Here is a 20,100-nt window from a genome sequence, read left to right on the forward strand (position 1 = left end):
GCTTCTCAGCCGACCGAGACAGGTGCGCGGGTGGGCGAACAGGTCACCCCAGCCCCGGCCCCCGTACCGGAATGCTCGTGAACGTCGGCTGAGGCGCCGGGTCCTGGAAGAAGTCGTTGCCCTTGTCGTCGACCACGATGAACGCCGGGAAGTCCTCGACCTCGATCTTCCAGACGGCCTCCATGCCGAGCTCCTCGTACTCGACGACCTCGACCTTCTTGATGCAGTCCTGGGCGAGGCGGGCGGCCGGCCCGCCGATGGAGCCCAGGTAGAAGCCGCCGTGCGACGCGCACGCGTCCGTGACCTGCTTGCTGCGGTTGCCCTTGGCCAGCATCACCTTGGAGCCGCCCGCCGCCTGGAACTGCTCGACGTAGGAGTCCATACGGCCGGCGGTGGTCGGACCGAAGGAGCCGGACGCGTAGCCCTCGGGCGTCTTCGCCGGGCCCGCGTAGTACACCGGGTGGTCCTTCAGGTACTGCGGCATCTCCTCGCCCGCGTCCAGCCGCTCCTTGATCTTGGCGTGCGCGATGTCACGCGCCACGACCAGCGGGCCGGTGAGGGACAGCCGGGTCTTGACCGGGTACTTCGTCAGCTCGGCCAGGATCTCGTCCATCGGCTGGTTCAGGTCGACCTTCACCACGTCGCCGTCGGACTCGAGGTGCTCGTCCGTCGTCTCCGGGAGGAAGCGGGCCGGGTCCGTCTCCAGCTGCTCCAGGAAGACGCCCTCGGCGGTGATCTTCGCGACGGCCTGGCGGTCGGCGGAGCAGGACACCGCGATGGCCACCGGGCACGAGGCCCCGTGCCGCGGCAGCCGCACCACGCGCACGTCGTGGCAGAAGTACTTGCCGCCGAACTGCGCCCCGATCCCGATCTTCTGTGTCAGCTCGAAGACCTTCTCCTCCAGCTCCTTGTCCCGGAAGCCGTGGCCGAGCGGCGAACCCTCGGCCGGGATCTCGTCCAGGTAGTGCGCGGAGGCGTACTTCGCGGTCTTCAGCGCGTACTCGGCGGACGTACCGCCGACGACGATCGCCAGGTGGTACGGCGGACAGGCGGCCGTACCCAGCGAACGGATCTTCTCCTCCAGGAACTTCATCATGGAGGCCTCGTTCAGCACCGCCTTCGTCTCCTGGTAGAGGAAGGACTTGTTGGCGGAGCCGCCGCCCTTCGCCATGAACAGGAACTTGTAGGCGCCGCCGTCGGTGGCGTACAGCTCGATCTGGGCGGGGAGGTTGGAGCCGGTGTTCTTCTCCTCCCACATGGTGAGCGGAGCCATCTGCGAGTAGCGCAGGTTCAGGTTCTTGTACGCCTCGTAGATGCCACGGCTCAGCGCTTCCTCGTCGCCGCCCGCCGTGAGCACGTTCTGTCCGCGCTTGCCCATGACGATCGCCGTACCGGTGTCCTGGCACATGGGGAGTACGCCCGCCGCCGCGATGTTCGCGTTCTTCAGGAGGTCCAGCGCCACGAACTTGTCGTTGTTCGACGCCTCGGGGTCGTCGATGATGCGGCGCAGCTGCGCCAGGTGGGCCGGGCGCAGATAGTGCTGGATGTCGTGGATGGCCTCCTCGGCCAGCTTGCGCAGCGCCTCCGGCTCGACCTTGAGGAACGTCCGCCCGTCGGCCTCGAAGGTGGAGACACCCTCGGAGGTCACCAGCCGGTAGGGGGTGGTGTCCTCTCCCATGGGGAGCAGATCGGTGTACGCGAACTCAGGCATCTCGCCCATTCCTCACTCGACAGACGGCGGCCCGCCGACACTGGCGGGCGCCCACCAGCGTAGAACCTGCCTCCGACAACGAGCTTGTGAGGTAGTCCTCAGTTGGTCGTCCACAGGTCTAGTCGCGATCTATCGCGTTTCGGTACGCTGCTGCCGTGGACCTTCAGAAGCGCACCGGAGCGCAGGATCAGCCGCAGACCGCACCGCCCGTCGCCGAGCTGCGCGCCTCGGACGCCGAGCGCGACCGTATCGCCGACATCCTGCGCGAGGCCCTCGCCGAGGGGCGCCTCACCGCCGACGAGCACGCCGAGCGCGTGGAGGGGGTGCTGAACGCCAAGACGGTCGGCGAGCTGGAGGTCTTCATCCGGGACCTGCCGGCCGCGCACGAGCGCCGCGCCACCCCCGTCTACACCCCCGCCCCCAACCGCCCCACGGACGCGATACCCACCGACCCGGACGACAACGTGGTCGCGGTGTTCAGCAGCGCCGTCCGCAAGGGCCGCTGGCGCGCGGGCCGCCGTATCCACGCGTACGCGGTCTTCGGCAGTGTCGAGATCGACCTCAGCGAGGCGATCTTCGAGTACCGGCAGGTCGTCATCAAGGCGATCTCGGTCTTCGGCAACGTCGAGGTCCGCGTCCCGGAGAACGTCTCGCTGCGCGGCACCGGCGGCGGTGTCCTCGGCAACTTCGAGGTGGACACGCTCGATTCGGCCGACCCCGACGCACCCGTCGTCTATGTGGACGGCTGGGCCGTGCTGGGCAACATCGAGGGCCGGCCCAAGCGCGGCAAGCTCGTCGCGGACATCCTCGATCGCGTGCAGCGCAAGGTCGACAAGAGTTTGCGCAAGCATCTGGATCGTTGACGGTTGTGAATTCCGCCGTGTGGGAAGCAAAGTGGTCGACCCCCAGATCCCGCAGGAGGGCAGGCGGAAGCAGCCGGGGCCAGCGGTTCGGAACTCAGTGCATAGGCGCGCGCACAGCGGGTAGGCCTTGCTGCATCGTCTCTCGCTCGCGAAGCCGTCGTCAGGAGTAGACCGTGCTGCAACCGCCGCATTCGTCCCTGCAGGTAGCTGCCGTTCCGGCCCAGCGGGTGCCAGTGCGGGACAGGGACCAAGACGCCCCCTGGCACACCGAGGCGGTGTGCCGGCGCGACGAGGCCGGCCTGTTCTTCGCACCCTCCAAGGAACCCACCGCCGCCCGTCTCTCCCGCGAGGAGGCCGCGAAGCGCGTCTGCGCCCGCTGTCCGGTCATGGTCGAGTGCCGCGAGCACGCGTTGCTGCAACCGGAGCCGTACGGCGTCTGGGGCGGCCTCACCGCCGCAGAGCGCCGCGTCGTCCTGGCCAGGCGCCGCCGCCGCGACATGGAACTCAAGAAGGCGGCGAGGGCAGCGGGCCGCATAGCGGCGGCGGGATAGCACGCCGACAAGCGAAGGGGCGCCCCCACCGCACCGGGGGCGCCCCTACGTCGTAGGCGTCTATTTCGCCCGGTCGAAGTCAATCGCGCTGTACGCCCGCAGCTTGCTCAACCGATGCTCGGAGTTGATCCTCCGCACCGTCCCCGACTTCGACCGCATGACAATCGAGTCGGTGGTCGCGGTCTCCGACCGATACCGCACGCCCCGCAGCAACTCACCGTCGGTGATACCGGTCGCGACGAAGAACACGTTCTCGCCGGACACCAGGTCGTCGGTCGTCAGCACGCGGTCCAGATCATGCCCCGCATCGATCGCCCGCTGCCGCTCCTCGTCGTCCTTCGGCCACAGCTTGCCCTGGATGGTGCCGCCGAGGCACTTCACGGCACAGGCCGAGATGATGCCCTCCGGGGTGCCGCCGATGCCGAGCAGCAGGTCGACGCCGGTGCTCTCGCGCAGCGCCAGGATCGACCCGGCGACGTCGCCGTCGGAGATCAGCTTGATGCGCGCGCCGGTCTCCCGGATCTCGTTGATGATGCCCTCGTGCCGGGGCCGGTCCAGGATGACGACGGTGACGTCCTCGGGCGTGGACCGCTTGGCCTTGGCGACCCGGCGGATGTTGACGGAGACGGGCGCGTTGATGTCGACGAAGTCGGCGGCCTCGGGGCCGGTGACCAGCTTGTCCATGTAGAAGACGGCGGACGGGTCGAACATCGAGCCCCGGTCGGCGGCCGCGAGGACCGCGATCGCGTTCGTCATGCCCTTGGCGGTCAGCGTGGTGCCGTCGATCGGGTCGACGGCGATGTCGCACTCCGGACCGGTCCCGTCGCCGACGCGCTCGCCGTTGAAGAGCATCGGCGCCTCGTCCTTCTCACCCTCGCCGATGACGACGACGCCGTTCATCGACACGGTGTGGACTAGGGTCCGCATGGCACGCACCGCGGCACCGTCGGCGCCGTTCTTGTCGCCGCGTCCGACCCAGCGGCCCGCGGCCATCGCCGCGGCTTCGGTGACCCGGACGAGTTCCAGGGCGAGGTTGCGGTCGGGGGCCTCGGAGGGAACTTCGAGTTCGGACGGCAGATGATGATGCTCGGTCATCGGAGCGCACCTTTCTGATACGACGACGGCCGGATGAGGGTGTGGGCCAGACTCTATCGTTAGGCAGACAAAATGAGCAGGGGGCCCCACGGATGAGCGGACCAGGGCACCTGCGACGATAAGGGCGTGGCAGGTTCGAACGGTAAGCAGAAAACGGCCCGGGACATGATCCTTTCCATGGGCGTGATCACCCTCGTGGCGGGGGTCATATACCTCTTCATTCCGCACGACGACTCCGCTCCGGAGATCAAGAAAGTCGACTACCGCGTCGAACTGCTCACGGCGCGCCGCGCGGCGTCCTACCCGGTGGCCGCGCCCGAGGGCCTGCCCGCCGAGTGGAAGGCGACCTCCGTCCGCTTCCAGGGTGACGACTTCGACGCCTGGCATCTGGGTTTCCACGCCCCCGGCGGCGAGTACGTCCAGATAGAGCAGTCGACTCAGAAACCGTCGACATTCATCGACGAGGCCAGTCAGGGCGCTGAGGCGACCAAGACCACCCAGAAGATCGACGGCCGGACGTGGACGCGGTACACGGGTGGCCGGTACGACGCCCTGGTGTACGAGGGCGACGGCGCGACGACCGTGGTGGCGGGTACGGGCTCCTTCGGGCAGCTGACACAGATGGCCGAGGCGCTGAAGACGGCGTGAGTACGGCGCACGCGAGAGGCCCCCGGCATTGCTGCCGGGGGCCTCTCGCGTGAAGTGCTTCAGACCGCTGAAGAGCTCAGACCGTGGTGACGACCTGCTCGTACTCCAGGCGGGGGGAGCGCGGGAACCAGGCGTCCTCGCCCGGCTTGCCGATGTTGACGACCATCAGCGGGGTGTGGTCGTCGTCCAGGAACTCCTTCTGGACGCCCGCGAAGTCGAGGCCGGTCATCGGGCCGGCGGCGAGGCCCGCGGCGCGGACGCCGATGATGAAGTACGCGGCCTGGAGGGCGGCGTTCAGCGCGGCGGCGTTCTCGCGGGCCGGGCGCTCGGCGAAGAAGAGGTCCTTGGCCTGCGGGAAGTGCGGGAGGAGGGCCGGCAGCTCCTCGTGGAACTCGTTGTCCGCGGAGAGGATCGCGACCAGCGGGGCAGCGGCGGTCTTGGGCTGGTTGCCCTCGGCCATGTGCTTCACCAGGCGCTCACGGGCCTCGGGGGAGCGGACCAGGGTGATGCGCAGCGGGGTCTGGTTGAACGCGGTCGGGCCGTACTTGACCAGGTCGTAGATCGCCTGGACCTGCTCGTCGGTCACCGGCTCGTCGGTGAAGTTGTTCGCGGTACGGGCCTCGCGGAACAGCAGGTCCTGGGCGGCGGCGTCAAGAACGAGAGACATGGGTGAACCTTCTGGGGACGTACGTCGGACCCGGAAACGGACCGGGGACCGGTTGACGTCCTCGACGGTACGCGAATGAAGTTCAAGCTTCAACAAAAGTCGGAGTGTGGTGATCCGCTTCACACCCCGCGGGACTCTCGGCGCTGCCTACCCGCTACTCGGTTTCCTGGGCGCTTTCCTCCCGCTCCGCCTTCTCTTCTTCCGCGAGGGCCGCGTCCAGCCGCGCCCGAGCCCCCTCCAGCCACCGCCGGCACACCTTGGCCAGCTCCTCGCCGCGCTCCCAGAGCGCGAGGGACTCCTCCAGCGTCGTACCGCCCGCCTCCAGACGTCGTACGACGTCGATCAGCTCGTCCCGCGCCTGCTCGTACCCGAGCGCCTCATCCACCTTGCTGGTCATTCGCCCACCCTATGCAGTGACTCATGCATCGACTCGAACCACGAACTCACCCTCGGAGACCCGCGCGCGCAGGACCTCGTCCCCCGTGACCTCGCCGGGGTCGCGGACGACGTGCCCGTCGGTCTTCTGCAGCACGGCGTACCCCCGCTTCAGGGTCGCCGCCGGAGAGAGGGCCACCACGCGCGCGTGCGTGTGCGTCAGCTCCGATTCGGCGCGGTCGAGGTGATGGCCGAGGCAGCGCCGGGTCCGCTCGACGAGCGACGCCACTTGATCGGCCCGTTCGTCGATCATCCGGTGCGGATCCTCTATCGACGGCCGGGCGAGGGCCTGGGCTAGCCCGCGTTCCTCCCGCTCGATGAACGCCTCGACGCAGCGCCGCGCACGGTCCTGCAGCATCCGCACCCGCTCGTACTCCTCCCCGACGTCCGGTACGACCTTCTTGGCGGCGTCGGTCGGGGTGGAGGCGCGCAGATCGGCGACGTGGTCGAGGAGCGGGTTGTCCGGCTCGTGCCCGATGGCGGACACGACGGGCGTACGACAGCCGGCGACGGTCCTGATCAGCTGCTCGTCGGAGAAGGGCAGCAGGTCCTCCACGCTGCCGCCCCCGCGCGCGACGACGATCACATCCACGTCGTCGATCGCGTCGAGCTCCTTCACGGCCTGCACGACCTGCGGCACGGCGTGCACGCCCTGCACGGCGACGTTGCGCACCTCGAAGCGGACGGCGGGCCAGCGGTGCCGGGCGTTCTCCAGGACGTCCCGCTCGGCGGCGGAGGCCCGTCCGCAGACCAGGCCGATGAGCTGGGGCAGGAAGGGCAGCGGCTTCTTCCGCTCCGGCGCGAACAGCCCCTCGGCGGCAAGGGACTTCTTCAACTGCTCGAGGCGCGCGAGCAGTTCTCCGACCCCCACGGGCTTTATCTCGGCAGCCCGCAGGGACAGTTGCCCACGCGGCGCGTACCACTCGGGCTTCGCCAGTACGACGACCCGCGCCCCCTCGCTCACCACATCGGCGACGGCGTCGAACACCTGGCGATAGCAGGTGACGCTGACGGAGATGTCGTACGACGGATCACGCAGCGTCAGAAACACCACGCCCGCGCCCGGCCGCCGCGACAACTGTGTGATCTGTCCCTCGACCCACACCGCCCCGAGCCGGTCGATCCAGCCCCCGATGAGCCGCGACACCTCACCGACGGGCAGGGGAGACTCCGCGGACGTATTGACAGCCATGCCGCGAGGGTAACGGCCACGTACGACAACGCCCCGCCACCCCGGGTTCGGTCTCCCCACCAACCCGTCACACGCGCGATCTCTGACCGTCCGATCGCGGCCTTACGATGGGGTGCATGACTGCTTCGCCTGGCCGCCGTGTCCTGCTCGCCGCCCCCCGTGGCTACTGCGCGGGTGTGGACCGCGCCGTGATCGCCGTCGAGAAAGCCCTGGAGCAGTACGGCGCTCCGGTGTATGTCCGCCACGAGATCGTCCACAACAAGTACGTCGTGCAGACCCTGGAGAAGAAGGGCGCCGTCTTCGTCGAACAGACCGAAGAGGTGCCCCCGGGCAACATCGTCATGTTCTCCGCGCACGGCGTGGCCCCCGTCGTCCACGAAGAGGCCGAGCGCGGCCGGCTCGCCACCATCGACGCGACCTGCCCGCTGGTCACCAAGGTCCACAAGGAAGCCGTCCGCTTCGCCGGTGACGACTACGACATCCTCCTGATCGGTCACGAGGGCCACGAGGAGGTCATCGGCACCTCCGGCGAGGCCCCCGAACACATCCAGCTCGTCGACGGCCCCGGCGATGTCGCCAAGGTCGAGGTCCGCGACCCGTCCAAGGTCGTCTGGCTCTCGCAGACCACGCTCTCCGTCGACGAGACCATGGAGACCGTCGACGCCCTGAAGGAGAAGTTCCCGCAGCTCATCTCCCCGCCCAGCGACGACATCTGCTACGCCACGCAGAACCGCCAGCTCGCGGTCAAGCAGATGGGTGCCGAGGCCGAGCTGGTGATCGTCGTCGGCTCCCGCAACTCCTCCAACTCCAAGCGGCTGGTCGAGGTCGCCAAGCTCGCGGGCGCGCGTGAGGCGTTCCTCGTGGACTTCGCCGACGAGATCGACGAGGCCTGGCTCGAGGGCGTGTCCACGGTCGGCGTCACCTCCGGCGCCTCGGTGCCAGAGGTCCTGGTCGAGCAGGTCCTGGAATGGCTGTCGCAGCGGGGCTACGAGGACGTGGAGCTGGTGAAGGCGGCCGAGGAGTCGATCACCTTCTCCCTCCCCAAGGAGCTGCGCCGCGACCTGCGTGAGGAAGCGGCGGCGCTGGTGGAGGAACGCGGCGGATCCGGTGCGTCCGCCGAGTGAGGGCCACCTCCGGCGGAGTGACTGTCAGTCGTCCGACGTAACGTAGAGCCATGCAGATCTTCGGCGTGGACATCGGTGGATCCGGGATCAAGGGCGCCCCTGTGGACCTGGACAGGGGCGACCTGGCGGACGAGCGTTTCAAGGTGCTGACTCCGCACCCGGCGACGCCGGACTCCGTGGCGGACGGCGTGAGACAGGTCGTCGACCACTTCGGCTGGACGGGACCGGTCGGGCTCACCTTCCCGGGCGTGGTCACGGGCGGGTCCACGATCCGTACGGCGGCGAACGTCGACAAGAGCTGGATCGACACGGACGCGCGCGCGTTGTTCAGCGAGCGCCTGGGCGGCCTGCCGGTGACGGTGGTCAACGACGCGGACGCGGCGGGCGTGGCCGAGATGAGCTTCGGCGCGGGCCGGGGCCGCCGGGGCACGGTCGTTCTGCTCACCTTCGGCACGGGCATCGGCAGCGCCCTCTTCGTCGACGGCGTCCTCGTGCCGAACACCGAGCTGGGCCACCTGGAGCTGCACGGCCACGACGCGGAGAAGCGGGCCTCCAGCAAGGCCAAGGAGGACGAGGACCTGACGTGGGAGTACTGGGCCCACCACCGGGTCCAGAAGTACCTCGCCCACGTCGAGATGCTGTTCTCGCCCGAGCTCTTCATCATCGGCGGCGGCGTCAGCCGCAAGTCCCAGAAGTTCCTGCACCACATCCAGGACATCCAGGCGGAGATCGTCCCGGCACAGCTGCTGAACAACGCGGGGATCGTGGGGGCGGCGATGCGGGCGGCGACGGAGTCGTAGACGACGGTCACACCGGCTGACGGTCACACCGGCTGACGGTCACACCGGCTGACCGTCACACCGGCCGACGGCGCGCCGCAGCCCTGCGCGCCATCAGCCGCACCTTCCGTACGCTCGCGATGAGCCCGGCGATGAGCGTCCCCCCGTACAGCCACCCGGCCTGGGTGGCGAGGGCCGTCACCAGGCCCATCAGCCGACCCCCCAGCCCCCCACTGCTGTCGGCCACGGGAAGCAGTCCCACGGCGAAGGCGATCGGCACGACCACGGGTGCGGTCACCAGATCGCCGCGCCGGATCCATACGGCCGTCAGCACGCACACCGGCAGGAACAGCACGCCGTACACCGTCAGCGAAGCCCCGAACAGCAGCGCGTCGAGCGACCCGAGCGCGAACATCAGCGCCCCGCAGAACAGCCCGCCGCCCAGCCCGGTCAGCCGGGGGTTGGGGAACCGGCGCGCGGCTTGCGGCTGGGGTGGAGCGGGCCGTCGTACGACCGCCGGTCGGCGCGGCGCGCCGACCCCGCCCCGGGTCGCCTGCGGGGGCAGGGACGGTCGTCCGCCGCGTCGCGGTCGGTACTGCGGGGGTCGGGTCCTGTATTGCTCCACTGGACCAACTTAGGTCGGTTTATGTGTCGAACAGCCCCTCAGACACGCCGTCGAGCCGGCCTTGCGCAAGCGTTCGACACGTCGCCGGGGCGGGCGCGGGCAGGCCGTAGACTGGTGGATCGGCCCGGCCCCCAGGGCCTGCCGCCGGTCCTCTCACTCCAGTCCTCTCATTCTCCAGCCCTCTCACTCCGGGAAGTCGCAACCGTGTCGCTCACGATCGGAATCGTCGGTCTGCCGAATGTCGGCAAGTCGACCCTGTTCAACGCCCTGACCAAGAACGACGTGCTGGCGGCCAACTACCCGTTCGCCACGATCGAGCCCAACGTCGGCGTCGTGGGCGTCCCCGACGCCCGGCTGGCCAAGCTGGCGGAGATCTTCAAGTCGGAGCGGATCCTGCCGGCCACCGTCGACTTCGTCGACATCGCGGGCATCGTGCGCGGCGCGAGCGAGGGCGAGGGGCTGGGCAACAAGTTCCTGGCGAACATCCGTGAGTCCGACGCGATCTGCCAGGTCATCCGCGCCTTCAAGGACGAGAACGTCGTGCACGTCGACGGCAAGGTCTCGCCGAAGGACGACATCGAGACGATCAACACGGAGCTGATCCTCGCGGACCTCCAGACCATCGAGAAGGTCCTGCCGCGCCTGCAGAAGGAGTCGCGGATCAAGAAGGACATCGCCCCGAAGGTCAAGGCCGTGGAGGAGGCCCAGGAGATCCTGGAGAAGGGCGACACGCTCTTCGCGCACGGCATCCTGCAGGGCAGCGAGCGCGCCGAGCCGCTGCACGACCTGCACCTGCTGACCACGAAGCCCTTCCTCTACGTCTTCAACGTCGACGAGGACGAGCTGGTCGACGAGGACTTCAAGAACGAGCAGCGCGCCCTGGTCGCCCCCGCCGAGGCGATCTTCCTCAACGCCAAGCTGGAGGCGGACCTCGCCGAGCTCGACGAGGAGGACGCGATGGAGCTCCTGGAGTCGGTCGGCGCCGAGGAGCCCGGCCTCGCCACCCTCGCCCGCGTCGGCTTCAACACCCTCGGCCTCCAGACGTACCTGACGGCCGGCCCGAAGGAATCCCGCGCCTGGACGATCAAGAGGGGCGCCACGGCCCCCGAGGCCGCCGGCGTCATCCACACCGACTTCCAGAAGGGCTTCATCAAGGCCGAGGTCATCTCCTTCGGCGAGCTGGTGGAGACGGGGTCGGTCGCGGAGGCCCGTGCGAAGGGCAAGGCGCGTATGGAGGGCAAGGACTATGTGATGCAGGACGGGGACGTTGTGGAGTTCCGCTTCAACACATGAACTCCACCACGTTGCTGATGTGGTGGAGTTAAGTGCAAAAGTGCAAGTGGCCCAGGGGAGGCCGGAGGTTCGTTCCGGCCTCGTCGGCGATCCCTCGCTGTCGGGGGCTCGTTCCCAGGGGTACTCATCATGGAGGGCGTGAGGAAGAACCAGCCTTGCCGTCGCCGGTCGTTCATGCCGGATTCCAAGGCCAAGATCGTAGAGTTGCGCGGGCCCTCTCTGTCAGCCTTGGGTGAGACATCCCGCTTTGTCGGGTTAGCCTGAGAGGGTACGACAGGAGCGCATGCCCTGGTCGCTCTGGTGTACCTGCGCAAACACGAGTCCTTCGCGCAGATCGCCGCCGGGTTCGGCATTTCGGTCGGCACCGCGCACGCCTACACCACCGCGGTCGTCGATCTCCTGGCCGCCCGTGCGCCCGGACTGTTGCGAGCGCTGCGCGAGACAGCCCCCGAGTTCGTCCTGCTGGATGGCACCCTGGCCGAGTGCGACCGCCTCGGCGACGGCCGCGCCGACTACTCGGCCAAGCACCGTCGTCACGTGGTCAACGTGCAGGTGGTCACGGACCCGCACGGCGAGGTGCTGTGGTTCTCGCTGGGCTTCCAGAGCACTGAGCCTTTTCCAACCTCACTCCGAGTTGGCCAGATGTAGGGCGAGGACGGCTTGCACGACGCTGGTAATGCGGGTGGTCGAGCACCGGAGTTTGCGGAGGAGCCGCCAGGACTTGAGGGTGGCCATGGCCTGCTCGACGAGGGCCCGGATCTTCGCGTGGGACCGGTTGATGGCCTTCTGACCGGCGGAAAGAGTTTCCCAGCGTCCCCAGTAGGGAGTGCGGACGGTTCCGCCGGCACCCCGGTACGCCTTGTCCGCCCAGCACTTGATGCCAGCCCTGGCGAGGGAGTCGACGACGCCGTGTTCGCGAGCCGCGCGGACGTCGTGGACGGCGCCGGGCAGGGCCGGCGCTGCCCACAGCAGCCGGCCGAAGGGATCTGTGAGGACCTGGACGTTCATCCCGTGCTTCTTGTGTTTCCGGAGTAGAAGGGCCGGTCCGCGGCGATGCGGTCAATAGGCAGGAGGGTGCCGTCGAGGATCACGAACGCCTTTGTCGCCACGGTCCGTATCGCGTCGGCGAGGGTGGGCGCGAGGCCGGCCAGGAGCTCGACAGCTGCCTCGGTCGCATATCGGTAAGCGGTCGTGGTTCCGACGCCGAATCCGGCTGCGAGCTGGGCATACGTGTGTACCATCCGCAGGTGGGCGAGGGCGAGCAGGGCCTGCCGGCCCGGGGCCAGACGCCGCCAGCGGGAGCCGATCACACGGCGGTGGTGCCGCAGTCGGGCGGACAGGAAGCGCAGGGCAGAGCTGGACACGTCGATGCCGGACGGGTAGACAAGCAATGCGAAGCCTCTGGTGGAGACGGTTCTCTTGGTCGAAAACCCATCTACCAGGGGCTTCACCAGCCGGTCTTCTTCTCGAAGGCGGTCAGGTCCTTGTTCTGCCGTCCGGAGGGGCGGACCCGGCGCACGATCAGCCGCATGCCCTTGATCCAGCCGTTGCGGGTGTTCAGGCCGGTCAACTCCGCAACGAAGCACCCCTCCTGGAGGCTGCCGTCCTGTTTCAGGGCGGTCTCCCAGGCCGTCTCGGGCAGCAGAGCGATCACGGCTTTCTCCTCCTCCGTGATCTTCCAGCCGGTGGTGAAGCGGACGGTGCGGCGCCGGGTGTTCAGGTCGCGCAGGTGCTCGTGCAGACCGTGGGTGGCTCCAGCCCCGTCGACCCTGACGAGGATCTTGGCAGTGGAAGCGCCGAGGACCTGAGCGAGCGCCTCGGTCAGCACCTTGATGTGATCGGACGTGGTGTTCGATCCGGCGTTGCCCGGACGTAGGCGCATCGCCAGGCACTCGGCCGTATTCGCGCACCACGCCGCGAGCGGGTGGAAGCCGAAGATCCTCTGCCAGGTCGCCGTCGCTCCCTGCTTCTTGGAGGCCGCAGTGATGATCGTGGCGTCCATATCGATCACGATCCATCGGTGCAGGTGTGCTTGCCCGCCATAGTCGGCCAGGGGAACCCTCCCGGCCGCAGGGTCAGTTGGCTCCATACGTGCCGACGCAACCGGGCCCGCACCCGGCCGATCTTCGCGAGCACCGTCTCGTCGAGGGCAGCCAGCGTGCGGCGCATCGTCGAGTCCGAGACGCCCGGCCCGAACAGGAACCGGTGGTGAGCCTGCAGGTGCTCGGTCTCCAGCGGTTCGTCGCGCCCAGCGCGATGGCGACGGCGAGCTGGACGATCACTTGGCGCGCTCGCGCCATCCGACCCCGCTGCCCTGCGGCATCACCGCGGCCGGCGCGCTCGTCAGGCCGACGCGGTCCGCCAGCTTGCGCAGCAGGACCGCTCCCGCATGCCCGAGCAGCCCCTTTCCGTCGGCCTCCACGACCAGCCGACGGTCCCACCCTGTACGCTCGCTCACCAGAAAAGTGCCCCGACTCTTGCGCTGGATACGACCTAGACACTCGCATCCTTGCAGTTCAGCGGTACCTTTCGTCTATCGGGGCGTCAGGTCGGTGAATTCCGCTGGCTCGCGGGCCTTGGCGCCGGAGCGCCACTTGTAGTAGCTGGAGCGGTTGAGCTCAAGCACCTGGCACAGCCGCTTCACGCCGTAGGCGTCCTGGTGGTTCTCAACGAACAGGCAGCGACTCACCAGCGCGTCTCCCCGGCGAAATACTTGGCCGCCTTGCACAGAATGTCCCGCTCGGCGGTCGGCTTCTCCTCGCTCGCCTCCAGCTCCCGCACCCGCTCCTCTAGCTGCCGGATTCGGGCCACGGCCGCACCGTCCGCGTCAGTCGGCAGCGGCGTTCGTGCAGCCGGCTGAGCGGCCGGAGCGGCGGTTGCGCCCCCGTTCCGCTCCCGGGCCCGCAGCACCCACTCGCGCAACGTCGCCCGGCTGCCCTCCCAGGTCGGCAGCGATGCTCTTGTACGTCGCCCCGGGGGTGGACTCGTACAAAGCCACGGCATCGCCCTTGAACTCGTCCGAGTAGTCCTTCATCGCCATCGGCGGCCTTCTCGCTTCCTCCGGATCAATCAAGATCCAGTATCAGCGTGTCCACCAGGCGGGGGAGGTCCCGCTGGTGCCATCCGGAAGCTGTCGTCACTGTGTCCTCTAGCAGGCAGCTCGTCGAGAAGTTGAGGCCCTGCCCGAACATCCCGATCACCGCCACCTGGGCAGAACGGATCCCGTTCCTACCACAGGGAACCCGGCTTCGGAGCCTGTATTTTTCGAGGTTCCGCCCATTGCCCGTCGACGTGACAATCACGGCAGTGACACTGCGTTCGGACTAACGCCATGCGACTCAGCTTGGAAAGCTGTTGTCGCCGTCGGCGACAGGCGTATACGGGGAGTGACATTCAAGGTGAGATCATCACGTTGCGCCAACAGTGAGTCTCAGGGCTATGTCGATCGATCCCATGGCTGTCGCGGCCTTACGCACCAGCGACAACGGGGAGGAATCCACCCGTGAGCCTTCGATCAGCACGCGCCCGCCTCACTACCGGGCGCGAGCTCGAACCGTGTGCTTGTCCGGCTGCCCTGCGGGGTCTCTAGCAGAGGCCGTCACCGTGTGTGACCGCAGCGGATCCGCAAAGGCCGGTGTAGACCCTGTCGACCGAATCTCGTAAGGAAGGGATCTCGTGCTGGGCGTCGAACGCGCAATCCATCCTCTCTTAAATGAGCATCGAGCCACCATCGACCGGCAGCGCTGGACGTTCGTGCCAGCGGCCGAGACCCGGGAAATCTTGACCGCCCTCGGCGTTTCGCAGTCGGCGATGGATGAGATGGGCGTGCTCAGCGATTTGCTTCGCTCCGACCCGACCCTGCCGTTCCGGGCCGCGAGCAACGGGCGGTTCTGCACCGACTTCGATACGCACCAGGCGTACCGGACCGAGCCCCAGCCGTTCGTGCTCACGGCCGAGGAGGACTTCGACCGATTCGACTCGGGGCAGCTGCGGGTCTTCGACGAACTCGACCCCCGGCTGTGCGCGAATGCCGCGTTCCAGGGTCTCCTCACGATCAACGCGTACATACTCGCGACGCTGGACCCCCGGCATCGGCCGCTGCTCGACTACTCGTCCGACCAGTGGATCACGACGGTCTTCAACGCCCGCACCATCACCACCCCGGACCTGATCGGCGAGCCGGCGCTGGAAGGGGTGCACAGCGACGGCGTCGATCTGTCGATGACGACCTTCCTCAGCCGTGTGAACATGCGCCGGGACTCGGCGGTCACCGACGTCCACGAGATGGCGCAGGTCAACGGGGTGCGCTGGGACGAGATCGATCCCCAGTACCGCATCGCGACGGCTCAGCACTGGGATCTGCTCGACATTCTTCTCGTGGTCGACCACGAACGGAAGCACTCCGTGTCGCCGCTCCGGGCCGAGCACCCGACGGCTCGGGCCACGCGTGACGTGCTGACGTTCTTCAGCCGCAAGCCCACGGCCGAGGGGCATGTGTCGTACGACTACGACTCACGCCGGCCCCATGACCGCCACCCGTGTCGGGTGGACGTCGCGGTCGTGCGTGATCGGTGATGCGCGTGGACCACTACTGCGACCCCGGCCGGTTCCGCTGCGTCGATCACGCCGTCGAAGACATCGGAACGGCCCTGCGCGACCTGTGCTCGGGCGCGGTGCCGGCGATCAGGATTCCGTGGTTCCTCTCGGCCGCCGACGCCGAACATCTGACCAGCTCTTTCCTGCAGTGCCCGGAGGTCGAGGAGCGGCAGGACGGGGTGTGGGGGAAGTATCTCGGCGCCTACCACTACCGCCGTACCTTCGAGGACTACCGAGCTCAGATCGATCGTACGAGCGAGGTGTTGTCGGAGCTGCTCAAGGCGGCTGGCGATCCGCTCGAGCACCTGAACGACGAGATCAGCGCCGCCCTGCTGTCCGGCTCCTCCGCACGGAACCGGCCAGCCGTCTGGCACGGGTCGCCCGTGGCGACCGCACGGATGTCGGCATGGTTGCCGAGCACCGACTATCTGCTCGACGCGCACGACGACATCGGCCAGCTGCGCGATCCGGAACAGAAGGGTTTCGAGCCGCAGCGGATCCCCGACGACGGGGTGATCGCGGTCAACCTCTACACGTCGAGCCCGGCCGAGGGCGGAAAGCTCCGGCTATGGAACGTCATGTCGAACACGGCGGTACGCCACGAACTCGGCATCGCCCACTCCGGCTATCCGTACCCCGGGAGCTTCCTCGACGCGTACGACTACATCGACGTCCAGCCGCGGACGGGTGATCTGGTCCTGATCAACGGGGCTATTCCGCACGCGGTGACACTGCATCAGGCCGATGAGCCGCGGGTGGCCGTCAACTACTTCTTCGGCAGACTCGGCGAAAGCATCATCCGATGGGTGTAGTCGGCCACCGGGCTCCGGCTTCCGGTCTCGACGAGATACGGGCCCTGCTCAAGTGGAGTGAAGCGCCGGCCGCCGCGGTCGCCGCCGGTGTCGGGGAGACGGACTTCGGCACCGCGCCGGAGGTGCGGTCGGCCCTCCACGACGCCGTGGCGCGGAGCTGGTTCGGGTATCCGGAGCCGGAGGCCGTCGCGGAATGCTGTGACGCGTTTGCCGCGTGGGCCGCCGCACAGTACGGCTGGCGGCTGGCGCCGGAGGCCACGCGGGTGACGCCGGGGGTGCTGCCCGGGTACTGGTCAGTGCTGCGGTACTGCGTGCCGGAGGAGTGGCCCGTGGTGGTGCCGAGCCCCGGCTACGGACCGCTCGCGGAGATCCCCCGCCGGCTCGGCCGCCGGGTGCTGCGCGTCGCGGCGGAGATCGAGGACGGTGCGTGGGTCAACCGGGCGGACACGCTGGAGCGGGCGATGGGCGGGGAGCCGGCGCTCGTCGTCCTGTGCAACCCGGACAATCCGACCGGCGCCGTGTCCCCCGCCCGGGAACTGGCCGAGATCTCGGAGGCCGTGGAGGCGTCCGGGGGCCTGGTGTTCGCCGACGAGATCCAGGCACCCCTGGTGCTCGGTGGTGGCCGGCACACTCCGTACGCCGCCGTGAGCGCCGAGGCGGCTGCCCACTCGATCGTCGCCCACTCGGTGACCAAGGCATGGGGGCTCTCCGGTCTGCCCTGTGCCCATCTGGTCTTCGGTACCGACGAACTGGTGTCGGCCTGGGACGCGCGTGACCGCCGGTGCTCGCCCGCCACCTCGGCCCTCGCTCTGGTCGCCGCGACCGCTGCCCACCGGGGCGGGGCGCACTGGCCGGCCCGGGTCACCGCTCAACTGGAGCGGAACGCGCGGCACCTGGAAGCCGCGATGTCGGTGCTGTCCCCGCACGCCCCGCGGCCCCGGGGAGGCTTCTTCGCCTGGCTGGACCTGCGGTCCTGGCTGCCGCAGGACGCCGGCGCCACGGCCCTGCTGCGCGACGTCGGGATCGTTGCCGCCGACGGCGGCGAGTTCGGCGTGCCCGGCTGGGTCCGGCTCAACTTCGCCGCCGCCGAATCCGTCGTCACCGCGATGGCCGATCGGCTCCTCGAGATTCCGCAACTACGCACGTCGAAGGGAACACCGTGAGGATTCTCTCCTTCAAGCCGGGGCACGACGGTGCCGTGGCGCTTGTCGAGGACGGCGAGCTCCGTTTCTCGTACGAGAGCGAGAAAGACTCGTTTCCGCGGTACGGGGAAGTCACCCCGGCTGCGGTCGCCGAGGCCATGGCGAACACCGACGGCATTCCCGACGTCATCTGCATCAGCGGCTGGGCCAAGGGGTTCCATTCCACGGACCGGCAGCTCGGCGCCGGCTACTTCGGCTGGTCCGAGGAGAAGACACGGACCGGGAAGTCACGGATCTTCGGCCGGGAGGTCACCACCTTCACCTCGACGCACGAGCGGTCACATCTCATGTCGGCCTTCGGCATGTCGCCGTTCGCGCCGGACCAGCCGGCCTATGGCCTGGTCTGGGAGGGGAACATCGGCAGCCTCTATTTGTACCGGCCCGGCGGCGAGGTCGAGCTGCTCCGGTCCGTCATGCTCGACCCCGGCAACAAGTACCAGTACGTGTTCGCCCTCGCCGATCCGACGACCACCGACGAGAACGGCGGATTCCGCTACTCGAACGCCGGCAAGATGATGGCGCTCACCGCGTTCTCCGACGCCCTCGAGGACACCCCCGAGCAGCGGAAGCTGATCGACTCGGTGCTCGCGAGGGGGAAGATCCTCAAGGAGGCGGCAAAGTCCGACTTCCTGGACAGCCCCTTCTACAACGTGGGTGTGGAGAGCCAGGAGTTCAAGAACCTGGCCTGGCGGCACTCCGAGCGGATCTTCCACTCCTTCCTCGACTCCGCCCGGGAGGTCTTCGTCGAGGGATATCCGCTGCTCGTCTCCGGCGGCTGCGGCCTGAACTGCGACTGGAACGCGAAATGGCGTGACAGCGGCCTCTTCCGGGATGTCTTCGTGCCCCCCGTGCCGAACGACTCCGGATCCGCGATCGGCACCGCGATCGATGCCCAGCGTCATCTCTCCGGGGAATCCAAGATTTCCTGGAACGTCTACAGCGGGCAGGACTTCGTGGTCGACTGCCCGGAGGAGAGCGCCGAATTCGAGTTCGTCTCCGACGATCCCGCCGTCATCGCCCGCGCACTCGCCGACGGCGCGGTCCTCGCCTGGGCCCAGGGCAAGGCCGAGATCGGTCCGCGGGCGCTGGGCAACCGGTCGCTGCTCGCTTCCCCACAGACGCCCGGCATCCAGGAACGCCTGAACTGGATCAAGGGGCGCGAGGGGTACCGGCCCGTGGCGCCGATGTGCCGGCTCGAGGACGTGTCGCGGTACTTCGAGTGGTCGGGGCCGAGCCCGTTCATGCTCTTCTTCCAGCGGGTCCGGGAGCCGGAGTTGATCCCCGGTGTGACCCACGTCGACGCGAGCGCACGGGTGCAGACCGTCACGGCCGAGGAGAACCCGCGTATCCACGCCCTGCTCACGGCCGTGGACCGGGCATCGGGCGTCGGTGTGCTGTGCAACACGTCGCTGAACTTCAACGGCAAGGGGTTCATCAATCGTCTGTCGGATGTGCGCGAGTACGCACTCGCCCGAGAGCTCGACGGATACGTGCACGAGGGCCGTTACTACCGGAACCGATCGAACTGAGAAAAGGACTGCCAACCGTGACCACCTCTCACGAAGCGCTTACCGACCTCCCCGGGCGTCAGTGGGTCGACGGGAGCTGCCACTGCGAGAACGTATCGTTCTCGATTGCCCTGACTCAGAATCTCACGATCTCTATGTGCAACTGCGGGATCTGCTATAAATCCGGCCATCAGGAACTGATGATGCCCGAGGAATTCTTTGTCCTGCATCGCGGGCAGGAGTTTCTGAAGCCGTACCGGTTCGGTACGAAGATCGCAGACCACACGTTCTGTGTGGTGTGCGGAATCATGCCTTTCTACCGACCGCGTTCGCACCCCGAGGGCTTCTTCAGCGTGAACGCCCGGTGCCTGGAATCGCTCGACTTCGCGGACAGCATCGAGTACGCGGAGTTCGACGGCAAGAACTGGGAACAGAGCATTGCCGCTGGCCAGCACAAGCTCACCGAATAGTCCGGACGAGAGGGAGTGGTGACATGAGGAATCACATGAGGACGGTCAACTCGGGCAGCATGTTCGAGCGCGAGTTCGGCTACTCGCGCGCGGTGCGGCTCGGACCGCTCGTCTGTGTCTCCGGATGTACGGCGGGCGGCCTGATCGGCGCGGACACGCAGGACATGGGCGTACAGGCCGCGGAGGCCATGCGTCGGGCGGGCGAGGCGATGGAGCAGCTCGGGGCCACCTGGGCCGATGTCGTGCGGACGCGGTTCTTTGTCACGGACATCGAGGCGTGGCAGGCCGTGGGCGCCGTGCACAAGAAATTCCTCGGGGACGCCCGGCCGGCGACGTCGATCGTCGAGGTCCGCAAATTGGTGCTGCCCGAATTGCTGATCGAGATCGAAGTCGATGCATACCTTCCGTGACTCAGTGAATGGACCGTGACCGTGCCGCAGGGGGATGTCGTGGGTGGGTTTGTGCATGAGTGGTTCGAGGCGCAGGCGGTGCGGGTGCCCGACGCGGTGGCGGTGTCGTGTGGTGCGGA

At 68.1% G+C, this 20,100-nt stretch carries 24 protein-coding genes and 2 pseudogenes; 13 read left to right on the forward strand and 13 right to left on the reverse strand.

The features are described from left to right. Positions 1–43: 43 nt before the first annotated feature. Positions 44–1,720, reverse strand: a complete 1,677-nt coding sequence (locus ABT063_RS27505; RefSeq protein ID WP_351061654.1) for a fumarate hydratase — start codon at positions 1,718–1,720, stop codon at positions 44–46. 146 nt (positions 1,721–1,866) lie between these two features. Here ABT063_RS27505 and ABT063_RS27510 point away from each other — a divergent pair, with 146 nt between their 5' ends. Next, on the forward strand, positions 1,867–2,574 hold the full coding sequence (locus ABT063_RS27510; protein WP_351061657.1) for a DUF1707 SHOCT-like domain-containing protein: 708 nt from the start codon (positions 1,867–1,869) through the stop codon (positions 2,572–2,574). 173 nt (positions 2,575–2,747) lie between these two features. Further along, positions 2,748–3,125: a WhiB family transcriptional regulator gene (locus ABT063_RS27515; RefSeq protein ID WP_095753794.1), complete on the forward strand. Its 378-nt coding sequence runs from the start codon at positions 2,748–2,750 to the stop codon at positions 3,123–3,125. 60 nt (positions 3,126–3,185) lie between these two features. Here ABT063_RS27515 and glpX read toward each other — a convergent pair whose 3' ends face one another. Then, on the reverse strand, positions 3,186–4,220 hold the full coding sequence (glpX, locus tag ABT063_RS27520; protein WP_351061660.1) for a class II fructose-bisphosphatase: 1,035 nt from the start codon (positions 4,218–4,220) through the stop codon (positions 3,186–3,188). Positions 4,221–4,346: 126 nt separating this feature from the next. On the opposite strand from glpX, the gene ABT063_RS27525 reads away from it, so the two are divergent. Further along, on the forward strand, positions 4,347–4,868 hold the full coding sequence (locus tag ABT063_RS27525) for a DUF4245 domain-containing protein (RefSeq protein ID WP_351061663.1): 522 nt from the start codon (positions 4,347–4,349) through the stop codon (positions 4,866–4,868). Between the two features lie 76 nt (positions 4,869–4,944). On the opposite strand, the gene ABT063_RS27530 is transcribed toward ABT063_RS27525, so the two are convergent. The 3 genes from ABT063_RS27530 to xseA form a co-directional block, all read right to left on the reverse strand. Beyond that, positions 4,945–5,535 (reverse strand): malonic semialdehyde reductase, encoded by a 591-nt coding sequence (locus ABT063_RS27530; RefSeq protein ID WP_351061666.1) that lies wholly within the window; start codon positions 5,533–5,535, stop codon positions 4,945–4,947. Between the two features lie 154 nt (positions 5,536–5,689). Beyond that, positions 5,690–5,932 (reverse strand): exodeoxyribonuclease VII small subunit, encoded by a 243-nt coding sequence (locus tag ABT063_RS27535; RefSeq protein WP_351061669.1) that lies wholly within the window; start codon positions 5,930–5,932, stop codon positions 5,690–5,692. Positions 5,933–5,953: 21 nt separating this feature from the next. Then, complete coding sequence (gene xseA, locus ABT063_RS27540) at positions 5,954–7,162, reverse strand: exodeoxyribonuclease VII large subunit (RefSeq protein WP_351061672.1); 1,209 nt, start codon at positions 7,160–7,162, stop codon at positions 5,954–5,956. Positions 7,163–7,269: 107 nt separating this feature from the next. On the opposite strand from xseA, the gene ABT063_RS27545 reads away from it, so the two are divergent. Then, positions 7,270–8,286 (forward strand): 4-hydroxy-3-methylbut-2-enyl diphosphate reductase, encoded by a 1,017-nt coding sequence (locus ABT063_RS27545; RefSeq protein WP_351061675.1) that lies wholly within the window; start codon positions 7,270–7,272, stop codon positions 8,284–8,286. A 50-nt stretch (positions 8,287–8,336) separates the two neighbouring features. After that, positions 8,337–9,086 carry a polyphosphate--glucose phosphotransferase gene (gene ppgK / locus ABT063_RS27550; protein WP_351061677.1) on the forward strand — a complete coding sequence of 250 codons (750 nt, stop codon included), beginning with the start codon at positions 8,337–8,339 and terminating at the stop codon, positions 9,084–9,086. A 55-nt stretch (positions 9,087–9,141) separates the two neighbouring features. Here the strand turns inward: ppgK and ABT063_RS27555 are convergent, their stop codons facing one another. Continuing rightward, positions 9,142–9,690, reverse strand: coding sequence for a DUF6542 domain-containing protein (locus ABT063_RS27555; protein WP_351061679.1), 549 nt, complete (start codon positions 9,688–9,690; stop codon positions 9,142–9,144). 204 nt (positions 9,691–9,894) lie between these two features. Between ABT063_RS27555 and ychF the strand changes: the two genes are divergently transcribed. After that, positions 9,895–10,983 carry a redox-regulated ATPase YchF gene (gene ychF / locus ABT063_RS27560; RefSeq protein WP_351061682.1) on the forward strand — a complete coding sequence of 363 codons (1,089 nt, stop codon included), beginning with the start codon at positions 9,895–9,897 and terminating at the stop codon, positions 10,981–10,983. Between the two features lie 285 nt (positions 10,984–11,268). Further along, positions 11,269–11,574: pseudogene (locus tag ABT063_RS27565) on the forward strand (helix-turn-helix domain-containing protein); the annotation flags it as partial. Positions 11,575–11,607: 33 nt separating this feature from the next. Here the strand turns inward: ABT063_RS27565 and ABT063_RS27570 are convergent. From ABT063_RS27570 to ABT063_RS27600, 7 genes and pseudogenes are all read right to left on the reverse strand, one after another. Then, positions 11,608–12,374 (reverse strand): annotated as a pseudogene (locus ABT063_RS27570) (transposase family protein). A gap of 56 nt (positions 12,375–12,430) precedes the next feature. Then, positions 12,431–12,985 carry a transposase gene (locus ABT063_RS27575; protein ID WP_351061684.1) on the reverse strand — a complete coding sequence of 185 codons (555 nt, stop codon included), beginning with the start codon at positions 12,983–12,985 and terminating at the stop codon, positions 12,431–12,433. Between the two features lie 5 nt (positions 12,986–12,990). Beyond that, the gene (locus ABT063_RS27580) at positions 12,991–13,152 is read right to left on the reverse strand and encodes a hypothetical protein (protein ID WP_351061687.1); all 162 of its coding nucleotides are present in this window, start codon (positions 13,150–13,152) and stop codon (positions 12,991–12,993) included. A gap of 109 nt (positions 13,153–13,261) precedes the next feature. Further along, a complete protein-coding gene (locus ABT063_RS27585; protein WP_351061690.1) occupies positions 13,262–13,441 on the reverse strand; it encodes a hypothetical protein in 180 nt (59 codons plus the stop codon). A gap of 75 nt (positions 13,442–13,516) precedes the next feature. Further along, a complete protein-coding gene (locus tag ABT063_RS27590) occupies positions 13,517–13,672 on the reverse strand; it encodes a hypothetical protein (RefSeq protein ID WP_351061693.1) in 156 nt (51 codons plus the stop codon). Then, positions 13,669–13,794 (reverse strand): hypothetical protein, encoded by a 126-nt coding sequence (locus ABT063_RS27595; RefSeq protein ID WP_351061696.1) that lies wholly within the window; start codon positions 13,792–13,794, stop codon positions 13,669–13,671. The genes ABT063_RS27590 and ABT063_RS27595 overlap by 4 nt, the downstream gene beginning before the upstream one ends. A 16-nt stretch (positions 13,795–13,810) precedes the next feature. Next, positions 13,811–14,023, reverse strand: a complete 213-nt coding sequence (locus ABT063_RS27600) for a transposase (protein WP_351061699.1) — start codon at positions 14,021–14,023, stop codon at positions 13,811–13,813. 635 nt (positions 14,024–14,658) lie between these two features. Between ABT063_RS27600 and ABT063_RS27605 the strand changes: the two genes are divergently transcribed. Genes ABT063_RS27605 through ABT063_RS27630 form a run of 6 tightly spaced genes read left to right on the forward strand, consistent with a single transcriptional unit; the run spans position 14,659 to position 19,981 of the window. Further along, positions 14,659–15,558: a 2OG-Fe dioxygenase family protein gene (locus ABT063_RS27605; RefSeq protein ID WP_351061702.1), complete on the forward strand. Its 900-nt coding sequence runs from the start codon at positions 14,659–14,661 to the stop codon at positions 15,556–15,558. 5 nt (positions 15,559–15,563) lie between these two features. Further along, positions 15,564–16,391, forward strand: a complete 828-nt coding sequence (locus tag ABT063_RS27610) for a 2OG-Fe(II) oxygenase family protein (RefSeq protein WP_351061705.1) — start codon at positions 15,564–15,566, stop codon at positions 16,389–16,391. Then, positions 16,382–17,554: an aminotransferase class I/II-fold pyridoxal phosphate-dependent enzyme gene (locus tag ABT063_RS27615; RefSeq protein ID WP_351061708.1), complete on the forward strand. Its 1,173-nt coding sequence runs from the start codon at positions 16,382–16,384 to the stop codon at positions 17,552–17,554. Before ABT063_RS27610 ends, ABT063_RS27615 begins: the two co-directional genes overlap by 10 nt. Then, positions 17,551–19,122 carry a carbamoyltransferase C-terminal domain-containing protein gene (locus ABT063_RS27620; protein ID WP_351061711.1) on the forward strand — a complete coding sequence of 524 codons (1,572 nt, stop codon included), beginning with the start codon at positions 17,551–17,553 and terminating at the stop codon, positions 19,120–19,122. Before ABT063_RS27615 ends, ABT063_RS27620 begins: the two co-directional genes overlap by 4 nt. A 17-nt stretch (positions 19,123–19,139) precedes the next feature. Further along, complete coding sequence (locus tag ABT063_RS27625; protein ID WP_351061714.1) at positions 19,140–19,571, forward strand: GFA family protein; 432 nt, start codon at positions 19,140–19,142, stop codon at positions 19,569–19,571. Between the two features lie 23 nt (positions 19,572–19,594). Next, positions 19,595–19,981, forward strand: coding sequence for a RidA family protein (locus ABT063_RS27630; RefSeq protein ID WP_351061717.1), 387 nt, complete (start codon positions 19,595–19,597; stop codon positions 19,979–19,981). The last annotated feature ends 119 nt before the right edge of the window (positions 19,982–20,100 follow it).

The sequence above is a fragment of the Streptomyces sp. NPDC002838 genome (assembly GCF_040295365.1).
Classification (GTDB): Bacteria; Actinomycetota; Actinomycetes; order Streptomycetales; family Streptomycetaceae; genus Streptomyces.

Excerpts from the sequence above, each read along its gene's own strand:
- ABT063_RS27535 (WP_351061669.1), bottom strand. The coding sequence starts at position 5,932 with ATGACCAGCAAGGTGGATGAGGCGCTCGGGTACGAGCAGGCGCGGGAC.
- ABT063_RS27580 (WP_351061687.1), bottom strand. The coding sequence starts at position 13,152 with ATGCGCCGCACGCTGGCTGCCCTCGACGAGACGGTGCTCGCGAAGATC.
- ABT063_RS27615 (WP_351061708.1), top strand. The coding sequence starts at position 16,382 with ATGGGTGTAGTCGGCCACCGGGCTCCGGCTTCCGGTCTCGACGAGATA.
- ABT063_RS27505 (WP_351061654.1), bottom strand. The coding sequence starts at position 1,720 with ATGGGCGAGATGCCTGAGTTCGCGTACACCGATCTGCTCCCCATGGGA.
- ABT063_RS27600 (WP_351061699.1), bottom strand. The coding sequence starts at position 14,023 with ATGGCGATGAAGGACTACTCGGACGAGTTCAAGGGCGATGCCGTGGCT.
- glpX (WP_351061660.1), bottom strand. The coding sequence starts at position 4,220 with ATGACCGAGCATCATCATCTGCCGTCCGAACTCGAAGTTCCCTCCGAG.
- xseA (WP_351061672.1), bottom strand. The coding sequence starts at position 7,162 with ATGGCTGTCAATACGTCCGCGGAGTCTCCCCTGCCCGTCGGTGAGGTG.
- ABT063_RS27545 (WP_351061675.1), top strand. The coding sequence starts at position 7,270 with ATGGGGTGCATGACTGCTTCGCCTGGCCGCCGTGTCCTGCTCGCCGCC.
- ABT063_RS27530 (WP_351061666.1), bottom strand. The coding sequence starts at position 5,535 with ATGTCTCTCGTTCTTGACGCCGCCGCCCAGGACCTGCTGTTCCGCGAG.
- ABT063_RS27630 (WP_351061717.1), top strand. The coding sequence starts at position 19,595 with ATGAGGAATCACATGAGGACGGTCAACTCGGGCAGCATGTTCGAGCGC.
- ABT063_RS27575 (WP_351061684.1), bottom strand. The coding sequence starts at position 12,985 with ATGGACGCCACGATCATCACTGCGGCCTCCAAGAAGCAGGGAGCGACG.
- ppgK (WP_351061677.1), top strand. The coding sequence starts at position 8,337 with ATGCAGATCTTCGGCGTGGACATCGGTGGATCCGGGATCAAGGGCGCC.